The sequence below is a fragment of the Streptomyces sp. NPDC005423 genome (assembly GCF_040606415.1).
Taxonomy (GTDB): domain Bacteria; phylum Actinomycetota; class Actinomycetes; order Streptomycetales; family Streptomycetaceae; genus Streptomyces.
Map to the genome: position 1 here is coordinate 62775 of NZ_JBEXET010000008.1, position 19128 is coordinate 81902.

The 19128-nt window shown below is 70.9% G+C and carries 19 protein-coding genes; 13 read left to right on the plus strand and 6 right to left on the minus strand.

The annotated features are described in order from the left end of the window. Positions 1 to 6 precede the first annotated feature (6 nt). Complete coding sequence (locus ABZT12_RS12280; protein ID WP_356381564.1) at positions 7 to 1296, plus strand: WXG100 family type VII secretion target; 1290 nt, start codon at positions 7 to 9, stop codon at positions 1294 to 1296. Continuing rightward, positions 1274 to 1795 (plus strand): hypothetical protein, encoded by a 522-nt coding sequence (locus tag ABZT12_RS12285; protein WP_356381567.1) that lies wholly within the window; start codon positions 1274 to 1276, stop codon positions 1793 to 1795. Before ABZT12_RS12280 ends, ABZT12_RS12285 begins: the two co-directional genes overlap by 23 nt. Positions 1796 to 1898: 103 nt before the next feature. Here the strand turns inward: ABZT12_RS12285 and ABZT12_RS12290 are convergent, their stop codons facing one another. Further along, complete coding sequence (locus tag ABZT12_RS12290) at positions 1899 to 2102, minus strand: cold-shock protein (protein WP_046908818.1); 204 nt, start codon at positions 2100 to 2102, stop codon at positions 1899 to 1901. A gap of 335 nt (positions 2103 to 2437) precedes the next feature. On the opposite strand from ABZT12_RS12290, the gene ABZT12_RS12295 reads away from it, so the two are divergent. The 5 genes from ABZT12_RS12295 to ABZT12_RS12315 all read left to right on the plus strand — a co-directional run bounded on the left by ABZT12_RS12295 (position 2438) and on the right by ABZT12_RS12315 (position 7646). Beyond that, a complete protein-coding gene (locus ABZT12_RS12295; RefSeq protein WP_356381571.1) occupies positions 2438 to 3286 on the plus strand; it encodes a menaquinone biosynthesis protein in 849 nt (282 codons plus the stop codon). Between the two features lie 58 nt (positions 3287 to 3344). Then, a complete protein-coding gene (locus ABZT12_RS12300; protein ID WP_356381574.1) occupies positions 3345 to 5063 on the plus strand; it encodes a serine/threonine-protein kinase in 1719 nt (572 codons plus the stop codon). 7 nt (positions 5064 to 5070) lie between these two features. After that, positions 5071 to 5868: an A24 family peptidase gene (locus tag ABZT12_RS12305; protein WP_356381577.1), complete on the plus strand. Its 798-nt coding sequence runs from the start codon at positions 5071 to 5073 to the stop codon at positions 5866 to 5868. Positions 5869 to 5982: 114 nt separating this feature from the next. After that, positions 5983 to 7182 carry a cyclic dehypoxanthinyl futalosine synthase gene (mqnC, locus tag ABZT12_RS12310; protein ID WP_356381580.1) on the plus strand — a complete coding sequence of 400 codons (1200 nt, stop codon included), beginning with the start codon at positions 5983 to 5985 and terminating at the stop codon, positions 7180 to 7182. A gap of 17 nt (positions 7183 to 7199) precedes the next feature. Beyond that, positions 7200 to 7646: a hypothetical protein gene (locus ABZT12_RS12315; protein ID WP_356381583.1), complete on the plus strand. Its 447-nt coding sequence runs from the start codon at positions 7200 to 7202 to the stop codon at positions 7644 to 7646. A 5-nt stretch (positions 7647 to 7651) separates the two neighbouring features. On the opposite strand, the gene ABZT12_RS12320 is transcribed toward ABZT12_RS12315, so the two are convergent. After that, positions 7652 to 8677, minus strand: a complete 1026-nt coding sequence (locus tag ABZT12_RS12320) for a chitinase (RefSeq protein WP_356381586.1) — start codon at positions 8675 to 8677, stop codon at positions 7652 to 7654. A 317-nt stretch (positions 8678 to 8994) separates the two neighbouring features. Between ABZT12_RS12320 and ABZT12_RS12325 the strand changes: the two genes are divergently transcribed. From ABZT12_RS12325 to ABZT12_RS12340, 4 genes are all read left to right on the plus strand, one after another. Then, on the plus strand, positions 8995 to 9378 hold the full coding sequence (locus ABZT12_RS12325) for a hypothetical protein (protein ID WP_356381589.1): 384 nt from the start codon (positions 8995 to 8997) through the stop codon (positions 9376 to 9378). Positions 9379 to 9397: 19 nt separating this feature from the next. Beyond that, the gene (locus tag ABZT12_RS12330) at positions 9398 to 11725 is read left to right on the plus strand and encodes a bifunctional polysaccharide deacetylase/glycosyltransferase family 2 protein (RefSeq protein WP_356381592.1); all 2328 of its coding nucleotides are present in this window, start codon (positions 9398 to 9400) and stop codon (positions 11723 to 11725) included. Then, positions 11722 to 13068: an acyltransferase gene (locus tag ABZT12_RS12335; RefSeq protein WP_356381594.1), complete on the plus strand. Its 1347-nt coding sequence runs from the start codon at positions 11722 to 11724 to the stop codon at positions 13066 to 13068. The genes ABZT12_RS12330 and ABZT12_RS12335 overlap by 4 nt, the downstream gene beginning before the upstream one ends. A gap of 61 nt (positions 13069 to 13129) precedes the next feature. Then, on the plus strand, positions 13130 to 13825 hold the full coding sequence (locus ABZT12_RS12340) for a demethylmenaquinone methyltransferase (RefSeq protein WP_356381596.1): 696 nt from the start codon (positions 13130 to 13132) through the stop codon (positions 13823 to 13825). A gap of 67 nt (positions 13826 to 13892) precedes the next feature. Here ABZT12_RS12340 and ABZT12_RS12345 read toward each other — a convergent pair whose 3' ends face one another. Together ABZT12_RS12345 and ABZT12_RS12350 are read right to left on the minus strand one after the other, a co-directional pair. Next, positions 13893 to 14240, minus strand: coding sequence for a PASTA domain-containing protein (locus tag ABZT12_RS12345; RefSeq protein ID WP_356381599.1), 348 nt, complete (start codon positions 14238 to 14240; stop codon positions 13893 to 13895). 84 nt (positions 14241 to 14324) lie between these two features. Continuing rightward, a complete protein-coding gene (locus ABZT12_RS12350) occupies positions 14325 to 14831 on the minus strand; it encodes a GNAT family N-acetyltransferase (RefSeq protein ID WP_356381602.1) in 507 nt (168 codons plus the stop codon). Positions 14832 to 14929: 98 nt separating this feature from the next. Between ABZT12_RS12350 and ABZT12_RS12355 the strand changes: the two genes are divergently transcribed. Continuing rightward, positions 14930 to 16213 (plus strand): geranylgeranyl reductase family protein, encoded by a 1284-nt coding sequence (locus tag ABZT12_RS12355; RefSeq protein ID WP_356381605.1) that lies wholly within the window; start codon positions 14930 to 14932, stop codon positions 16211 to 16213. An 85-nt stretch (positions 16214 to 16298) separates the two neighbouring features. Here the strand turns inward: ABZT12_RS12355 and def are convergent, their stop codons facing one another. Both def and ABZT12_RS12365 read right to left on the minus strand, forming a co-directional pair. Next, positions 16299 to 16985 (minus strand): peptide deformylase, encoded by a 687-nt coding sequence (gene def / locus ABZT12_RS12360; protein ID WP_356381608.1) that lies wholly within the window; start codon positions 16983 to 16985, stop codon positions 16299 to 16301. 229 nt (positions 16986 to 17214) lie between these two features. Further along, the gene (locus ABZT12_RS12365) at positions 17215 to 18021 is read right to left on the minus strand and encodes a C40 family peptidase (protein ID WP_356381612.1); all 807 of its coding nucleotides are present in this window, start codon (positions 18019 to 18021) and stop codon (positions 17215 to 17217) included. Positions 18022 to 18763: 742 nt separating this feature from the next. Between ABZT12_RS12365 and ABZT12_RS12370 the strand changes: the two genes are divergently transcribed. Further along, positions 18764 to 19123, plus strand: a complete 360-nt coding sequence (locus ABZT12_RS12370) for an NADH-quinone oxidoreductase subunit A (RefSeq protein WP_007383963.1) — start codon at positions 18764 to 18766, stop codon at positions 19121 to 19123. Positions 19124 to 19128: the final 5 nt, after the last annotated feature.

Below are 19128 nucleotides of genomic sequence, written 5' to 3' on the forward strand. Positions count from 1 at the left end.
GGAGCGATGACCGACAGCTGGGTCGGCGGTGACATCGGCGGGCTGCGCACCATGGCCACGACGTACAAGAACGCCAAGGACCGGCTCGACGACGTGGTCCGGCCGCTCACCCGCGCGGTCGACTCCCTCGTCGACGACGCGGGCTGGAAGGGCGAGGCCGCCGAGACCTTCCGTGCCACCTGGACCACGGACGCGCTGACCGCGGGCGCCTTCGCCGACCTCGTCCACTCCGCGGGGCAGATCATCGACACCCTCGCCGACGCGCTGTCGACCTGCGAGACCGCCCTCCAGAACGCCGAGCACGTCGCCATCGGCAAGGGCGTCCCGATGGGCCCCATGGGCGTCGTCGCCCCCATCGCCACGGCGAGCCCGCCGAGCGCGGCGGACCAGAAGACGATCGCGGCGATGAACGAGTACGACACGGTACGCAAGGAGGTGCTGCACACCGCGCAGCAGGCGAGACTGACGGCCGGCGATCAGCTGCGGGCCCTCTACGCGCAGGCGACCGCACCGGTCTCGACGGGCGACAAGGTCACCCTCGCGGACTACCTGCGGGGGCTGTACGCCTACGACGCCGAGGACACCCGGGCCACCGGCGCCAAGGCCCGCACCGAGATCGCCGATGCCAAGGCCGAGGAGCAGGCGGCCAAGAAGCAGCTCCGTACCGAACGCAAGGCCTTCCAGAAGGCGGGGCGCTCCCTGCCCAAGGACCTCCCGGCGAAGGGCGCCTACCGCGACGCCGTCGCCAAGGTGCGCTCCCTGGAGGACTCGATAGCCGCCGCCGACAACGGCAGTACCAAGCTCCCCTACGACCGTGTTCTCAACGTCAAACTGGCCGACGCGGCGGACGCCCTGCGTACCGGCGAGAGCCTGGACAAGCTGCCGGACTTCCTCAAGGAGATCCCGGTCCTGGACGTCGCGGCGGCGGGCGCCTGCGGACTGCTGGAGGCGTCGGACGACCATGACAAGGGATGGTCATGGCAGCGTTCGGTGACGGTTGACGGGGGTGCCAACGTGGCGGGGCTGGTGGCCGGTACCGCCATCACGGCGGGCCTGGTGGCCGCCGCGCCCTTCGACGTGCCCATCGCCGTGGTGGCCGGAGTGGGCGGCGCGGTGGTGATCGGCGCGACCGGCGTCATCGACCACAGCTTCCACGAGCACTGGAGCGAGGACATCCACGACCACGGCGTGGTCGGCGGGCTGCTGACCGGCTCGGGACATGTTTTCTCCGAGACCGGGGACGACTTCGTACGACTGAAGGATGACGTCTGGCATGGCATCAAAAGCCTCTTCTGACGCCCGGGCGGCCGGCACCCCCGCCGGGATTCCCGCCCTGCCAGGCCTCGGCACCACCTGGTACGAGCGCGGCCCGCGCTACTGGCTGCGCCGCGCTTGCGGTGCTGCCCTCTGGTTCATGGTGCTGGCCTTCTTCTGCTTCATCGCACTGAGCCTCTACGGCGGCTTCCGCCAGGCACTGCCGCCGACCGTGCGCACGGTGTGGGACTGGACGCAGGTGGCCGCGTCCTGTGTGGCCCTGGGTTGGGGATGGCGGGTGCAGCGCCGGGACCACCGAGCGAAGCTCCTCGATCCGCCCACTCCCGCACAGGCCCGCAGTGCGAAGCGCGACGGAACCCGCCGTTCCGTCGGACTCGCCGTGGCGGGCCGGGTTCTCTGCCTGGTCGCGGCACCCGTCATGCCGGTTTTCGTAGCCGGCTGCGTGGGCTGGGTCGCCGCCGCCTTCACCGTCCGCGAATACCCCAGCGAAGTCGGTGCCCGCCGGGCCATGGAGGGCTGACCCGGGCCGCCGCCGGAGGCAGATGCAGAGGCAGGAGCCCCGTCCCGGTGAGGGGCGGGGCTCCTTGGGTGCTGCTATCGGTTCCTGATCAGGGAAACGGGACTCAGACGGGAGTGACGTTCTCCGCCTGCGGGCCCTTCGGACCCTGGGTCACGTCGAAGTTCACCTGCTGGTTCTCTTCGAGCGAACGGAAACCGCTCGCGTTGATCGCGGAGTAGTGGACGAAGACGTCGGGGCCGCCGCCTTCTTGGGCGATGAATCCAAAGCCCTTTTCGGCGTTGAACCACTTCACGGTTCCGGTAGCCATAAGCCCTCCTTGGGCCCAAAGGGTTGCCCTGCTCCAGAACCTGCAAGTGTGAAAACTGACGCCGCACATCTGCATATGTCTGAAAACGACTAGAGCCCGCGGTCACATGCTCCGCAGGCTCTGTACTGCAAGGGAAACCAAACTGCAACTTGCGGGCGAGCCTAGCACGCAGGCAGCCGAAAGCAATAGAGACCAAGATCACGTCACTCGGACGTAAGAGAACCCCGTATCGGGGTTGACGCCGCCTCTTCGGCGGGGCTAAAAGAGGCGGTCGCGGGAAGCGGTCCGGACACCCCTGAAGCCTGCACCGTACCTCATGGGTCTAGCCTCGCGATGTGGACAATTCTCGCACCCGGCCGCGCGTCGGGCACATCCAGTTCCTGAACTGCCTGCCTCTGTACTGGGGGCTCGCGAGAACGGGCACGCTCCTCGACTTCGAGCTCACCAAGGACACCCCGGAGAAGCTCAGCGAGCAACTGGTGCGCGGGGACCTCGACATCGGGCCCATCACGCTCGTCGAGTTCCTCCGCAACGCGGACGACCTGGTCGCCTTCCCCGACATCGCCGTCGGCTGCGACGGCCCGGTGATGTCCTGCGTGATCGTCTCGCAGGTCCCGCTGGACCGCCTCGACGGCGCCCGCGTCGCCCTCGGCTCGACCTCGCGCACCTCCGTCCGCCTCGCCCAGCTGCTGCTCGCCGAGCGCTACGGAGTCCAGCCCGACTACTACACCTGCCCGCCCGATCTCAGCCTGATGATGCAGGAGGCCGACGCGGCCGTCCTCATCGGCGACGCCGCGCTCCGCGCCAACCTGCTCGACGGCCCCCGCTTCGGGCTCGAAGTGCACGACCTGGGCGCGCTCTGGAAGGAGTGGACCGGCCTGCCGTTCGTCTTCGCCGTGTGGGCCGCCCGCCGCGACTACCTGGAGCGCGAGCCGGTGATCACCCGCAAGGTGCACGAGGCCTTCCTCGCCTCCCGCAACCTCTCCCTGGAGGAGGTCGGCAAGGTCGCCGAGCAGGCCGCCCGCTGGGAGGCCTTCGACGAGACCGTCCTGGAGCGCTACTTCACCACCCTCGACTTCCGTTTCGGCGCGGCCCAGTTGGCGGCCGTCGCCGAGTTCGCCCGCCGGGTGGGCCCGACGACCGGTTTCCCCGCCGACGTCAGGGTGGATCTGCTCCAGCCGTAAGCCCGCGACCGCTTCGGCACTACCCTGCTGGAAGTCGTACGGGGGAGGGGTGGACGGCATGCAGCCGCTCGGAGTCGACGAACCCACGGTGGTGGGGCCCTACCGGCTGCTCGGCCGGCTCGGCTCGGGCGGGATGGGCCGCGTCTATCTGGGGCGCAACGCCGGCGGACGCACGGTCGCCGTCAAGATCGTGCATCCGCACTTCGCGCTCGACGAGGAGTTCCGCGCCCGCTTCCGCCGTGAGGTCGACGCCGCCCGCCGGGTCGGCGGCGCCTGGACGGCCCCCGTCCTGGACGCCGACCCGGAGGCCGCGGTGCCCTGGGTCGCGACGGCGTACGTGGCCGGTCCCTCCCTCACGGCGGCCGTCGCGGACGGCGGCCCGCTGCCCCCGTCCTCGGTACGGGCGCTCGGCGCGGGGCTCGCCGAGGCGCTCGAAGCCGTGCACGCACTGGGGCTCGTGCACCGGGACGTGAAGCCGTCCAACGTGCTGCTCACCCTCGACGGCCCCCTCCTCATCGACTTCGGCATCGCCCGCGCCACCGACGGCACCGCCTCCCTCACCTCCACCGGCGTCTCGGTCGGCTCGCCCGGCTACATGTCCCCCGAGCAGATCCTCGGCAAGGGCGCCACGGGCGCGGCCGACGTCTTCTCGCTGGGCGCGGTCCTGGTGCACGCGGCGACGGGTGAGCCGCCCTTCCCCGGTGACTCCTCGGCCGCCCTGCTCTACAAGGTCGTCCACGAGGAGCCCGAACTGGGCTCGATCGGCGGCGAGTTGCGGGAACTCGTGGCGGCCTGTCTCGCCAAGGACCCCGCCGCGCGGCCGACTCCGGGCGAGGTGGCCCGACGGCTCGCTCCCGACGGGGCCGCGCGGCTCGTGGCGGGCGGCTGGCTGCCGGGCGCGCTGGTCGAGCAGGTGAGCCGAAGTGCCGTACAGCTGCTGAACCTTGAGGCGGCCGGGGTGGCGGACGCGGTGCCCGCCTCCGGACCGGTGGGGTTCGGCGGGACTTCGGGGGCGGGCGCGGGGATCGCCGGGTTCGGGCCGCCGCCGGTCATGCCCGCCGGATACGGGCCGCCGGGCGTGCCGGAGCCCCGGGACGCGCCGCCGCCGGACCGCGCCCCGGCGCCGACGTCCGCCCGCCGGCCCGGGAAGGTCTCCGTCACCGTGGCCGCCGACGCGACGCCCGGGACGAACGGGCGTGGGCGGCGCATGAGTTGTTCGGTCGCGATCGCCGTCGCGGGGGCGCTGGCGGCGGTGACCGTCGGGTCGGTGTTCGTGTTCCGGCTGCTGCCCGGCGGCCACCACGACACGGCGAGCGGTTCCGCGGGCGAGAAGCAGTCGTCCGCGCCCGACGCCACGCCGAGCGCCCCGTCCGGCGCGGGCAGTGCCACGGCGGGCGCCTCGCCCTCCGCCGTCCCGTCCGGGAAGGCCGTCCCGGCGGCCTACCTCGGCACCTGGGAGGGGCCGGGCACCGCCCTCGACGGTTCCCTGCCCGACGGGACCTTCCGTCTCACCGTCCAACAGGTGGGTATCGGCGGGCGGTTGGGCGTCCTGCGGCAGACCGACCAGCTCGGCGGGGTCTGCGACGACGTACTGACCCTGAAGCAGGTCACGGCGGACCGGCTCGTGGCGGCGGCGGCCGGGGCCCCGGGCAACCGCGGTACCTGCAACCAGGCCGCCCACACCGTCCGCCTCACCCGAGTCGGCGACGACCTCGCCTACGCGTCGGACAGCTCGGCCGAGGGAAAGCCGACCGCGCGGATGGCGAAGGTCCGGTAGGCGGCGCGTGGAGTACGCCGACTACGGCCGCCTGCTCACCGTCGTCGCCGTGCTGTGGGGAGCGGTGGCGGGGGCGCTGGTGCCGAGGGCGGCCCACCGGCTCTCCGTGCCGGCGGGGGAACCCTGGCGCGGGACGTGCCCGGCGGGACACCCCCTCGACGGGTGGGCGGGGCGGCCCGGCCGGTCCGCGTGGGTCGGCCGGGCGCGGTGCGGGGAGTGCGCGCACGGTGACCGCTCGGCGCAGGCCGGGCGAACGGCCTCGTACGGGCCGGGCACCGGGACCGTCGTGACGGTCACCGTGCTGCTGTGCGGGGTGCTCGCCGCCGCCACCGGACCGCGGCCCGAACTCGCGGTCTGGCTGCCGCTCACCCCGGTCGGGGTGCTGCTCGCGGCCGTCGATCTGCGGGTGCGGCGGCTGCCGGACGTGCTGACGCTGCCGTTCGCGGGCGCCGCCCTGGCGCTGCTCGGGGTGGCCGCGCTCCTGCCCGAGCACGCCGGACGGTGGCCGGCCGCGCTGTACGGCGCCCTCGCGCTCGGCGCCGGCCACGCCCTCCTCCTCCTGCTCGACCCCGGCGGCATGGGCTTCGGCGAGGTGAAACTCGCGCTGGGCGCGGGCGCCGTGCTCGGCTGGTACGGCTGGCCGACCGTGCTGCTGGGGAGCTGCGCGGGGTTCGTCTGCGGGGCCCTGTACGCCGGTGTCCTCGCCGTGGCGGGCCGGGCCGGACGCGAAGGGGCCCTTCCCTTCGGGCCGTTCCTGCTCGCGGGCGCCTTCCTCGGAGTGCTCGCCGGCGCGTACTCGGCGTGACGTCCGCCGCGCCCGTGCCTCCCGCGCCTCACCTCCGCCTGACGTCGGGCGGCGGAAACGGCTGGCGTAGGCTGGTCCGGTCCGTCCGCAACCCTTGACGAAAGGGACCTCCCGGTGACCGAGAAGGCCGACCTTCAGTCCGTCCTCGACCGTGCCGCCGAGGGCGGGCGCATCACCCCCGAAGAGGCCCTCGACCTCTACCGCGACGCCCCGCTGCACGCCCTCGGCAGCGCCGCCGACGCCGTACGCCGGCGCCGGTACGCGGGGACCGAGCACATCGCGACGTACATCATCGAGCGCAACATCAACTACACGAACGTGTGCGTCACGGCGTGCAAGTTCTGCGCCTTCTACGCCGCGCCCAAGGACACCGCCAAGGGCTGGACCCGCGACCTCGACGACATCCTGCGCCGGTGCGCGGAGACCGTGGAGCTCGGCGGCACGCAGATCATGTTCCAGGGCGGACACCACCCCGACTACGGCGTCGAGTACTACGAGAAGCACTTCGCCGCGATCAAGGGCGCCTTCCCCCAGCTGGTCATCCACTCCCTCGGCGCGTCCGAGGTCGAGCACATGGCCCGGATCTCCGGCGTGAGCGTGGAGGAGGCCGTCCAGCGGATCCACGCGGCCGGCCTCGACTCCTTCGCCGGTGCCGGCGCGGAGCTGCTGCCGGCCCGCCCCCGCAAGGCGATCGCCCCGCTCAAGGAGTCCGGCGAGCGCTGGCTGGAGATCATGGAGACCGCGCACAACCTCGGCGTCGAGTCCACCTCGACGATGCTCATGGGCACCGGCGAGACCAACGCCGAGCGCATCGAGCACCTGCGGATGATCCGTGACGTGCAGGACCGGACCGGTGGCTTCCGGGCCTTCATCCCGTACACCTACCAGCCCGAGAACAACCACCTGAAGGGCCGCACCCACGCCACGGTCTTCGAGTACCTGCGAATGATCGCGATCGCCCGGCTCTTCATGGACAACGTGGCGCACATCCAGGGCTCCTGGCTCACCACCGGCAAGGAGGCGGGCCAGCTCTCCCTGCACTACGGCGCGGACGACCTCGGCTCGATCATGCTGGAGGAGAACGTCGTCTCCGCCGCCGGCGCCCGGCACCGCTCCAACCGCATGGAGATCATCGACCTGATCCGCAAGGCGGGCCGCGTCCCCGCGCAGCGGACCACGACGTACGAGCACATCGTCGTGCACGACGACCCGGCCGACGACCCGGTCGACGAGCGGGTCATGTCGCACATCTCGTCCACGGCGATCGAGGGCGGCACGGCGCACCCGGAGTTGAAGCTGCTCGCCTCCAACTGAGCTGATCAGAGGCCGAGTTGGAGACCATTCACGCCGCTGACCAGGTGCGGTGCGCCTGGGACGCGGAGCCGATCGCGAACGGCGCCGTCGTGGTGGGCCGGGACCGGATCGCCGCCGTCGGGACCTTCGAGGAGCTGCGCGAGCGGTTCCCGGGCGCGCGCGTGCGCAGATGGCCGGGGGTGCTCGGGCCGGCCCGGGTGCACGAGGGCCCGCTCCCGGACGCGCCCAGCCCGCGTGAACGCGTCCACGCCGTCCTGAAGCTCGGCGCGGTGGCGGTCCTGGAGCGCTACGTCGACCAGCCCGGCCTGCGGGCCGCCGCCGAGCGCAACGACGTGGCCGTCCTCCCGCACCCGCGGCCCGCGTCGATCACCCGGTCCGGCCGCGCCGACCTGGCCGTGTTCGACGAGAGCGGCGCGTGCGTCGCCACGGTGTGCGCGGGGCGCCTGGTGCACCGGCGCAGATAGCCGGTTCAGCCCGCGAACGCCTCCCCGAACGCCCCCGCGCTCTGGGCCACCCCGCTGCAGTCGGTCGCCGCGTCGTCGTCGGTGGAGCCGGTCCCGCACTGCTGGTCCCGGAACGAGGACCAGATCGACACCCAGGCGATCTCCTTCTCCTCGGCGAACGTCCGCACCTGGGCGGCGTCGGAGAGGGAGAACGTCTCGCCCGCCACGTCGTTGACGCCGATCATCGAGGTGAGCGCCATCCCCCGCCACGCGCCCGCGTCGGAGAGTCCGAAGACCTTCTTCAGCTGGGTGTGTGCGGCGGTGGCCGCGGTGATCGCGTAGTCGCCCATGTCACCGGAGTACGACGCGCCGTAGTTCATCGTCATGAGGTTGACGGTGGAGACCCTGACTCCCTTGTCGTTGGCGGACTCCAGCAGCGCCAGGCTGTCCGAGTCGAGCCCGGACGGCATCACCGGGAGCGTGAAGGAGACCTTCAGGCCGGTGCGTTCCTTCTGCAGCAGGGCGATCGCCTCGGAGCGCAGGGTCACCGAGGCGGAGTCGGTCAGCGCGGCGCCCTCGATGTCGAAGTCGGCCTGGGTGGAGCCGGCCGCGTCCAGCGCCGCCCCGTACGCCTTCGCGAGCGTCGACGCGTCGGAGCAGGTCTCGGCCAGCTCCTTGCCGGAGGCCCCGCCGAAGGAGACCCGCACGCTCGCACCCGAGGACCTGAGCTTGGCGATCCTGGCCGTCACCGCCGAGTCGCCGATCGCGGTGGTGCCGTTCCACTCCGGTGTGCAGGCGCTGCCGCCGGCGATCGCGAAGGCCAGGTTGTACGTCGTCGGTGAGCCCGCCGAGTCGTTGCCGGAGGCGGTCTCGACGCTGACGTAGGGGGCGTAGGAGGTGCTCGACGACCCGCCCCCCGAGGGCGTCGAGCTGGTCTGCCGCGACGGCGTGGAGTCCTTGCCGGACGAGTCGCCGGAGCCCGCCGAGCACCCGGCGAGCGCGAGGGCAAACACGCAGGTGAGCCCGGCCGCCGGCTTCAGGAAACTCCTCATTGCGTATGCACCCTTTACGTCGCGGGACGGTGATCTCTGTCTCAGGATGGAAACAGAGTCGGTTTCGGAAGTGCAAATGAAGCACATCCGACTGTGCTGTGCGAAGGCCCAGAAAACACAGCGTATTCATGGTAAGGGCGGAGTGAACCGGGCAATTCGGGTGGCAAAGCGGGTATTCGGGGACACTCCTCTCACCCGCCCTTCACACGTCGTTTCCTGGTTTCTCTCAGGAAAGAGACAGCTTCCGGCGTTTCTCTGGGGCGACTCACAAGAGAAGCAGAGTTTCGATCACATAAAGACGTCCTAATGTCGGGGGAATGCAAACCGAGTCCGCCATCGAGAACCACGCCCCGTCGGGTGGTCGCCGTCGCAAACGCGGTGGCAACGGGTCCGGCGGGTCCGTGGCCGGTCCCGTGTTCGTCGACAACTCCGGCCGCAGGTCCAAGTTCCTGCGCCGGCTCGGCCTCCTCATGGGCGCCGTCTGCCTCGGGTACGCGTTCGTACTCGGCATGGCCTTCATGGGCTGGGGCCTGTCCCTCAACCCCTCGTCCCTGCTGCCGTTCGGCAACGGCCAGGCCGTCCCCAACGGCGACCAGCCGCTCGGCGGCCGCGGGGGCATCCGGCCGCCCAGCGCCCCGACCGCCGTGCCCTCGGACGCCCCCAGGGGCGTGACCCCGTCTCCCTCCGCCACCGCAGACTGACCGGAGCGCACACCCACTCATGACTACGACGACTTCCCCGCGCGGCCGCCGTCGCGCCCCGACCCGGATCGAGCGAGCGGCCGGCCGGGCCGCCGCACTCCAGAAGCCGCGAGTGATCCTGGCTCTGCTGCTTCTGCTCGGGCTCACCTGTGTGATGCTGCTCGACGGCTACCTGCGCGCGGAGGTCGGCGGCGACGAGCGCGTCCGGGACGGCGCCAGCGCGAGCGACGTGCCGGACAAGGTCCTCAACGGCGGTCCGATCCTCTCCTTCCGGAACGGCAAGCCGGTCGTCGAGACCGTCCCGAAGAAGACCATCGTCCTCACCTTCGACGACGGACCGAACCCCACCTACACGCCGACGGTCCTGAAGACCCTGCAGAAGTACGACGTTCCCGGCACGTTCTTCCTGGTGGGCTCGATGGTCACGCGCTACCCGGACATCGTGAAGCAGATGGTCGCGCAGGGCAACGAGGTGGGCGTCCACACCTTCACCCACGTCGACCTCTCCTACCAGAGCGACGCCCGTGTCAAGCGCGAGATGGAGCAGACCCAGCTCGCGCTCGCGGGCGCGGCCGGCATCACCACGACCCTGTTCCGCGCGCCGTACTCCTCCGAGACGGACGCCATCGACAACTACAGCTACCCCGTCTACAAGAAGCTCGGCGCGTCCGGCTACACCAGCGTCTTCGTCGACACCGACAGCGACGACTGGAAGCAGCCCGGCGTCTCCAACATCGTCAAGTGGGCTACGCCGTCCGGGACTTCGGGCGCCTCGGTGCTCTTCCACGACGCGGGCGGGGTGCGCTCGCAGACCATGAAGGCGCTGCCCCTCTACATCGCGAAGATGAAGGCCAAGGGCTACACCTTCACCACCGTCAGCGGCGCCCTCGCCAAGAACGCGGCGGCCCGCCGGGCGGCCGGCACCACCGCCACGAGTGCGGGCGCGGCCGGTTCGAGCACGGCCACGCCCGGAGCCGGCACCCAGCCGGCGGGCGCCGTTCCCGGCGGTGCCGGCGGCGGGACGGGCGGCACCGGGCGGGTCTCCGTCCTCCAGGGCGCCCAGCACACCGCCACCGGGATGACCCTCTACGAGGGCAAGTCCCTGATCTATGCGGTCACGGTCGCCGAGTGGATCGTGCCGGGCCTCGCCGCCGGCCTCGCCGTCGTCGGCTTCGCCGTGATGGGCCGCTTCGGGATGATGCTGATCCTCGCCCGCCGCCACTACAGACAGCGCAACAAACGCCGGTTCAGCTGGGGACCCGAGGTCACCCGCCCGGTGAGCGTGATCGTCCCGGCGTACAACGAGAAGGAGTGCATCGCCAACACCCTCAACTCGCTGGCGCTGAGCACCCATCCGATCGAGATCATCGTCGTCGACGACGGTTCCACGGACGGCACCAAGGAGATAGCCGAGGCGCTCGGCCTGCCCAACGTCCGCGTCATCCGCCAGGAGAACGCGGGCAAGCCGGCCGCCCTCAACAACGGTGTCCGCAACGCCCGGTACGACATCGTCGTGATGATGGACGGCGACACCGTCTTCGAACCCGACACCGTACGGCAGTTGGTGCAGCCCTTCGCCGACCCCGGGGTCGGCGCGGTCGCGGGCAACGCCAAGGTCGGCAACCGCTCGACCATCATCGGCGCCTGGCAGCACATCGAGTACGTGATGGGCTTCAACCTCGACCGCCGCATGTACGACCTGCTGCGCTGCATGCCCACCATCCCGGGCGCCATCGGCGCGTTCCGCCGCGAGGCCGTGCTCGCCGTCGGCGGGATGAGCGAGGACACCCTCGCCGAGGACACCGACATCACCATCGCCCTGCACCGCGAGGGCTGGCGTGTCGTCTACCAGGAGCACGCCAGGGCGTGGACCGAGGCCCCGGCCTCGCTCAAGCAGCTGTGGTCCCAGCGCTACCGCTGGTCCTACGGCACCATGCAGGCCCTGTGGAAGCACCGCAAGTCCCTTACGGACAAAGGTCCTTCGGGCCGCTTCGGCCGGGTCGGCATGCCCCTGGTGGTGATCTTCCAGGTCGTCACCCCGGTCTTCGCCCCCCTGATCGACGTGTTCACCGTCTACTCGATGATCTTCGTCGACTTCTGGGCGTCCCTGCTCGCCTGGCTGGCGGTGCTCGGCATCCAACTCGTCTGCGCGGCCTACGCGTTCCGGCTCGACCGGGAGAAGTACCGTTACCTGCTGATGCTGCCGCTCCAGCAACTCGCCTACCGTCAGATGATGTACCTCGTCCTCATCCACTCCTGCATCACCGCCCTGACCGGCGGCCGGCTGCGCTGGCAGAAACTCAAGCGCACCGGTGAGGTCGGCACCCCGGCGGGAGCGAACGGATGAGCTGGGAGCAGCAGAACCACGGCCACGGCCGCCAACAGCCGTACGGCTACGAGGAGTACGGCCAGCAGCCCCAGCCGTACCCGCAACCGCCGTACGCTCAACAGCCGTACCCGGTACCGCCGTACGTCCAACAGCCTTACCCCCAGCCGCCGTACGAGCCGCAGCAGTTCGTTGACGACGGGCAGCCGTACGCGACGGCGCCCCTGCCCGTCGTGGAACCGGAGCCCCTCGTGGCACCGGCACCCGCCGACGAGGTGCGCGAGGAGGGTGCGGTACGCGAAGAGCCCGCGTCCCCGCCGAAGTCCCAACCGGCCGGGCGCGACCGGTACTTCGACACCCTGCGGGCCCTCGCGCTCATCAGGGTGGTCACGTACCACACCTTCGGGTGGGCCTGGTGCGGCATGGTGTTCCCCTCCATGGGGATCATGTTCGGGCTGGCCGGCACGCTGATGGCGAAGTCCCTCGAACGGCCCGCGGCGAAGGTGGTCAGGAGCCGGCTGCGTCGGCTGCTGCCGCCGTTCTGGTTCTGGGGCTTCTTCGTGGTCCTGGCGATGCTGCTGCACGACTGGATGCCGGGCTGGCAGATCGTCTACTGGGTGGTGCCGCTCGGCGACCCGCCCGGCAACGCCTGGGGCACGCAGGCCTGGGAGATCCTCTGGTACCTGCGCACCTACCTCTGGTTCGTGCTGCTCTCACCGGGCCTGCTGTGGCTCTTCCGCAAGGCCCCGGTGCCGGTCCTCGCGCTCTCCCTGGCGCCGATCCTGGTCCTCAACTTCTTCTGGGCCGGGCCGGACAACCGGTTCGGCAGCGCGCTGTGGGACCTGTCGACGTACCTCTTCTGCTGGATCCTCGGCTTCGCCCACCGCGACGGCGTCCTCCAGCGGCTGAAGCCCTTCGCCGTCGTCCTCCTCTCCCTCGCCGCGATCGGCTACGGCGGCTGGTACGCCTTCTCCCACCAGGTCGAGTTCGGCAGCTACGACCTGGACGAGAACCCGCTCGCGCAGGCCTTCTGGTCGGCCGGTTTCGTGACGCTGCTGATGTGGGCGAAGGCGTACTTCGGGATCGACTTCGCCCGGCTCACCCGCTTCAAGCGGCTCGACCGGACCGTCACGATCTTCAACGCGCGGGCCGTGACGATCTATCTCTGGCACGAGATCGCGCTCATCCTGGCCGTGCCGCTGATCGACCAGTTCTGGAACGTCCCCGCGTTCGAGAAGTGGCTGCCCCTGGAGAGCCAGTGGTTCATGTTCGGCATCGGCTGGGTCCTGATCGCCGTCTTCGTGCTGGCGTGCGGCTGGGTGGAGGACGTGGCGGCGAAGAAGAAGCCGAGACTGCTGCCCTGAACGGGGGCGGAACGGGCCGGGCGGCTGCGGCGCGCCCGGCCCTTCCTGCCACAATGGGCCGGTGACCCGCGCATCCCTGGACAAGCAGCCGCACGAAGTCGCCTCGATGTTCGACGGCGTGGCGGAACGGTACGACCTCACCAACGACGTGCTCTCCCTCGGCCAGGACCGCAGATGGCGCAAGGAGGTCACCAGGGCGGTCGACGCCCGGCCCGCGCAGAAGATCCTCGACCTGGCCGCCGGCACGGCCACCTCCTCGCTCCCCTTCGCCCGCACCGGCGCCTACGTCGTCCCCTGCGACTTCTCCCTCGGCATGCTCCGGGTCGGCAAGCAGCGCCACCCCTGGCTGCCGGGGACGGCCGGCGACGCCACGAAGCTGCCCTTCAAGGACGACACCTTCGACGCCGTCACCATCTCCTTCGGGCTGCGCAACGTGCAGCACACGGAGACCGCGCTGCGCGAGCTGTACCGGGTGACCAAGCCGGGCGGCCGGGTGGTCATCTGCGAGTTCTCGCACCCGACCTGGGCGCCCTTCCGCACGGTCTACACCGAGTACCTGATGCGCGCCCTGCCGCCGGTGGCCCGCGCCGTCTCCTCCAACCCCGACGCCTACGTCTACCTCGCCGAGTCCATCCGCGCCTGGCCCGACCAGGCCGCGCTGGCCGGGAAGCTCCAGCAGGCCGGCTGGTCGAGGGTGGCCTGGCGCAACCTCTCCGGCGGGATCGTCACCCTGCACCGCGGCTTCAAGCAGGACTGACCGGCCCCGCGACCGGGGCGGCGGGCCGGCGCGGGCCGCTCGGTCAGCGCACCGGCACGTCAGCCGGTCAGCCGGATCCGACCACCTCGAACGCGTCCCCGGGCTCGTCCAGTTCACGCCGCAGACCGCCCCGGGGCGGCCGGGGCATGCGCGGCTCGCGCGTCCCCCCGCCGCCGTCACCCTCGCCGAAGTCGAACCACACGTAGACCATCGACTCCCGCGGCACCTCGGCACCGGGCCGCGGATACTGGCGTACGACGTAGTCCACGACGGCGAGTCGGAAGTCGGGCCGGTCCGGCGCGTCGATGAACAGGCCACGCGACTGGGCCGTCTCGCGCGCGTCCACGGCCATCAGGCCGACGAGCCGCGGTACGCGTGTCTCGGGTGTCTTGGGCGTTGTGTGCACAGACGTCACCCCCAGCGGTACCGGCAGAGTAACTCCGCGCCGCGGCCCACCGGAAGCGTCAGGTGTCGTTCCGTAGCAGTCGACCACCCGCTGTCACAGGTCGAGTCGGTAGCAGTGGCCCTCCTCGTTCCGGGACGGAGTCGTGTAGACGTCCGTGAGCCGCATCCCCAGCCGCCGGGTCACCGCGACGGAGCGGCTGTTGCCTGCCATCACCATCGCCACCACGCTCGGCACCCCCGCGCTCCGCACCCGCTCCAGCGTCACTCCGGCGGCGGCCGTGGCGTACCCCTGCCCCCAGAACTCGCGCCCGAGCCGCCAGCCGATCTCGATCTCGCCGACGGGCCCCCACTCGCGCGGCCACGGCTGGGCGCCCGTGAAGCCGATGACCCGGTCCGAGGCGTCGAGCATGGTCCACAGACAGAAACCGAGCTCCGCGTCGTGCCGGCGCTGACGGGCGGTGAGCTCCTCGTAGAACGACAGCTCGGCGGAGCGGCCGCCGTGGAACTCCATGACTGCCGGGTCGTCGAAGACCCGGTGCCAGGCGACGGCGTCCTCGTCGGTGGGCACACGGAGCCGTACTGCGGGGAGAGCTCGGTTCACGGGGGCAGCCCTTCAGCCAGGTGATCGGTAGCGCTGAATAGACTGCCCATGTCCAGTGCCGGTCGGCACGCAGATCGCGAACTTGGGGAGATCCCGCCGTGACCGAGCCCCTCTCCGAAAACACCGCCGACGTCATCGTCGTCGGCGCGGGGCCAGCCGGCTCCGCGACCGCCTACCACCTCGCCAAGTCCGGACTCGACGTACTCCTCCTGGAGAAGACCGAGTTCCCGCGCGAGAAGGTCTGCGGCGACGGACTCACCCCCCGCGCCACCAAGCAGCTCGTGGCCATGGGCATCGACATCTCCGAGGAAGCCGGCTGGCTGCGCAACAAGGGCCTGCGCATCATCGGCGGCGGGGTGCGCCTCCAGCTGGACTGGCCGGAACTCGCCTCCTTCCCCGACTACGGCCTCGTCCGCAAGCGCGACGACTTCGACGAACAGCTCGCCCGCCAGGCCCAGAAGGCCGGCGCCCGCCTCTTCGAGCGGTGCAACGTCGGCGCCCCGGTCATCGACGACCGCACCGGCCGCATCACCGGCGTGCACGCCAAGCTCGGCGACGAGAAGCGCGAGGTCACCTTCCACGCGCCGCTCGTCGTCGCCGCCGACGGCAACTCCACCCGCCTCTCCCTCGCGATGGGCCTGCACCGCCGCGAGGACCGCCCGATGGGCGTCGCCGTCCGCACGTACTTCACCTCGCCCCGCCACGAGGACGACTACCTGGAGTCCTGGCTGGAACTGTGGGACCGCCGGGGCGCCGAGGACCGTCTCCTGCCCGGTTACGGCTGGGTCTTCGGCATGGGCGACGGCACCTCCAACGTCGGCCTGGGCGTCCTCAACACCTCCGCCGCCTTCAAGGAACTCGACTGGCGCGAGGTGCTGAAGGCCTGGTGCGCGTCGATGCCCGAGGACTGGGGCTACACCCCCGAGAACATGACCGGCCCGATCCGCGGCGCGGCCCTCCCCATGGCCTTCAACCGCCAGCCCCACTACACCAAGGGCCTCCTCCTGGTCGGCGACGCCGGCGGCCTGGTGAACCCCTTCAACGGCGAGGGCATCGCCTACGCCATGGAGTCCGGCCAGATCGCCGCCGACGTCATCGTCCAGGCCCACGCGCGCGCCACCCCGGCCCAGCGCGAACTGGCCCTCCAGCGCTACCCGCGCGTCCTCAAGGACACCTACGGCGGCTACTACACGCTGGGCCGCGCCTTCGTGAAGCTCATCGGCAACCCGAAGGTCATGCAGATCGCCGCCCAGCGCGGCCTGACGCACCCCCTGCTGATGAAGTTCACCCTGAAGATGCTCGCCAACCTCACCGACCCCACGGGCGGCGACGCGATGGACCGCATCATCAACGGCCTCAGCAAGGTGGCGCCGAAGGCCTGACCGCCCCCGCGAGGTCCCCGCGACACGAGGCCGCGCGGACCGGCCGTTCCGCCTGCCGTCGCGACCTCGCGGGGCTTCCGGCCGCTCACACCGGCCGATCAACGCCACCGGCAGAAAGACCCTCGTGAGCCGGGGCGGGCGGCCTCTCGGCCGTCAGGGTCTCCGCCTTGGCGGCCCGGCGGGCGAGGACCTCGTCGCGCCGGGCCGCCACCTGCCGCAGCGCCTCCTTGCGGTCCCGCCCGGAGAGACGGTCCAGGTACACCCGGCCGTTGACGTGGTCGGTCTCGTGGGCGAGGCAGCGGGCGAAGTACCCCGTCCCCTCGATCACCAGCGGCCGGCCGTCCTTGTCGAGCCCGTGCACCACGGCACGGTCGGGACGCGGTACGTCCATCACCGCGCCCGGCACCGACAGACAGCCCTCGCCCTCGTCGAGCAGCCGCCGCCCGGCCGGATCGAGCGGCTCCAGCACCGGATTGACGAGGTGCCCGACATGTCGGACACCGTCGTCGTCGGGGCAGTCGTACACGAACAGGCGCAGATCCGCGCCCACTTGACTGGCCGCCAGTCCGGCGCCGTCGGCGATGTGCATGGTGAGGAACATGTCGTCGATGAGCGCGGCCAGGTCGGGCCCGAACTCGGTCACGTCCCGGCACGACTTGCGCAGGATCTCCTCACCGGACTCGGTGACGCGCCGCACGGACCCGCGCCGGGCCTCGGGTGCGGGCCGGGGGTAGGAGTCGACGGGCTGTCCCTGGACGAAGACACGTGGCATGGCGGGCTCTCCTCGGGTTCCCTGCCCGGTTCTCCGGTGAACCGGACGGGGAGAGCGAGTCTTTCAGGAAGCCGGTGGGCGCCGGCAGAGGCGTACGCGGGGCCGGCTGGCGCGGGCCGGGCAGGCGGGCGGGGTCTGCGGCGGGCAGGGCGTACGTGCGCGGGTACGCCGACGGGCCGCTGCCCCCGAGCGGCAGCGGCCCCGAACCGTACGGCGGAGTGGGCGGGGCTCAGAGCACCCGCACGGCGCCGGTCGGCGGGTCGTACGACAGCGGCCTCTCGACGATGCCGGTCGAGGGGTTCTGCGCGCCGACGAACATGCCGTCGCCCACGTACACCGCCACGTGGTACGCGCTGCCCGCACCGCCCCAGTACAGGATGTCGCCGGGCTGCAGATTGCTCAGGGAGACCTGAGTGCCGGCGGTCGACTGGTCCTGCGAGACCCGCGGCAGGCTGACGCCGATCTGCTTGAAGGCGGCCTGCACAAGACCCGAGCAGTCGTAGGCGCTGGGGCCGGAGGCGCCCATCACGTAGGACTTTCCGATCTGGGCCTTCACGAACGCGACCACCGCCGCGGCCGAACCGGTGGCCGTGGACGACGTCGCCGGCGTGCTGGTGCTCGCCGTGGCGGCCAGGGTGGTCCGCTCCACGCTGCGCGACGTAGCGCGCTCGGCGGCGGCCTTGCGGGCGGCCTCGGCCTTCTTCTTGGCCTCCGCCTTCTTCTTGGCGTCGGCCAGGTCCGTCTTGGCCTGATGTGCGGCCTTCGCGGCGGCCGCGTCACGCTCGGCCTGCAACTCGTAGTTCGCGGCTGCCTGCTGCGTGGCGTCCGCGGACTGGGCGACCTGGGTGGCCAGGTCGGCGGTGAGCGTGGGCAGTTCGAGCGTCTGCGTCACGGGCTCGGCTGCGTTCGCCGCGCCGGACGCCCCGGCCACGGCCAGGGTGCTGAGAACGCCACCGGCAACTCCGGCCCGCATCGCGATTGTCGACGCGCTGCGGCGGGGCTTCCGGTGGCTGCGTATGAGAGCGGTGTGGGACATGGGTACTAGCGGTATCAGGGGCTCCTCCATACCTTCAAGAAACGTGTGGTGCGCCACAGTTGCTCAATGGCGGCCGTGAAACCTGGGTGTCCTGTTCTTTATTGACGCCGTAACGGACATTGCGGACGTGGGCGATCAAGCCGGTGATCACGGTGTTTCGTCGTTACGCCCGAATTGCCCTGCGCCTACCACTGGTTGGGAAGAGTGGCCAAGCCCGGTTCTCAGACGCCTCTCACAATGTGGCGCAGGTCACGGAACGGTCACCGCTGCCGCGGCGTCCCGTGCGCGTCCGAGGTCGTCGGGGTTCGTGAACGCGCGCACGTGTCCACATCGTGCCCCGCGCCTACCCCTGATGTGTGAACGGACTCCTTTACCAAGCGGTCCCGTCCAGCACCAATTTGCATGCGGAAGAAGTCTCTTGATATTGAGACGCCCCCTGCCGCCTGCGGCGACGAGCGGAAATGTCACCTCTGGTGACCGCTCGGACGCTTCGCGTACGAAGATCACCGCTCATCCGGCTTCATGATCCTTCGTCAGGTGGTAGAGATCACAAAGCTTGTGCAATACCCCGTGTCGCAGATCACAGAGTGCCGGGCATAGGATGCGAGGCAGTTGGGCTTGTGACCTGCTTCACATGTCCGCGATCTTCGTTGGGACGAACGGGGTTCGTGTGACAGGCGGGGCGCGAACGGGCCCGGCGCCATCGCCAGCAGTCAGTGCCGACTGAGAGGAGCGAGGAGCGGTGAACGCGTATGCGCCCATCCTCGTACTGGGAGCCCTCGGGGCAGGCTTTGCGATCTTCTCCGTGGTCATGGCCACGCTGATCGGTCCGAAGCGGTACAACCGGGCCAAGCTCGAAGCCTACGAGTGCGGTATCGAGCCGACCCCCACGCCGGCGGGCGGCGGCCGCTTCCCCATCAAGTACTACCTGACGGCGATGCTCTTCATCGTCTTCGACATCGAGATCGTCTTCCTCTACCCCTGGGCCGTCACCTTCGACGCCCTGGGTGTTTTCGGGCTCGTGGAGATGCTGCTCTTCGTGCTCACCGTCTTCGTCGCCTACGCGTACGTATGGCGGCGCGGCGGCCTGGAATGGGACTGAGGGGC

Bases quoted from the DNA above. Each gene is read 5' to 3' on its own strand.
- ABZT12_RS12300 (WP_356381574.1), top strand. From the start codon at position 3,345: ATGCAGCCGCTCGGAGTCGACGAACCCACGGTGGTGGGGCCCTACCGG.
- ABZT12_RS12325 (WP_356381589.1), top strand. From the start codon at position 8,995: ATGCAAACCGAGTCCGCCATCGAGAACCACGCCCCGTCGGGTGGTCGC.
- def (WP_356381608.1), bottom strand. From the start codon at position 16,985: ATGCCACGTGTCTTCGTCCAGGGACAGCCCGTCGACTCCTACCCCCGG.
- ABZT12_RS12320 (WP_356381586.1), bottom strand. From the start codon at position 8,677: ATGAGGAGTTTCCTGAAGCCGGCGGCCGGGCTCACCTGCGTGTTTGCC.
- ABZT12_RS12280 (WP_356381564.1), top strand. From the start codon at position 7: ATGACCGACAGCTGGGTCGGCGGTGACATCGGCGGGCTGCGCACCATG.
- ABZT12_RS12290 (WP_046908818.1), bottom strand. From the start codon at position 2,102: ATGGCTACCGGAACCGTGAAGTGGTTCAACGCCGAAAAGGGCTTTGGA.
- ABZT12_RS12335 (WP_356381594.1), top strand. From the start codon at position 11,722: ATGAGCTGGGAGCAGCAGAACCACGGCCACGGCCGCCAACAGCCGTAC.
- ABZT12_RS12330 (WP_356381592.1), top strand. From the start codon at position 9,398: ATGACTACGACGACTTCCCCGCGCGGCCGCCGTCGCGCCCCGACCCGG.
- ABZT12_RS12365 (WP_356381612.1), bottom strand. From the start codon at position 18,021: ATGTCCCACACCGCTCTCATACGCAGCCACCGGAAGCCCCGCCGCAGC.
- ABZT12_RS12285 (WP_356381567.1), top strand. From the start codon at position 1,274: ATGGCATCAAAAGCCTCTTCTGACGCCCGGGCGGCCGGCACCCCCGCC.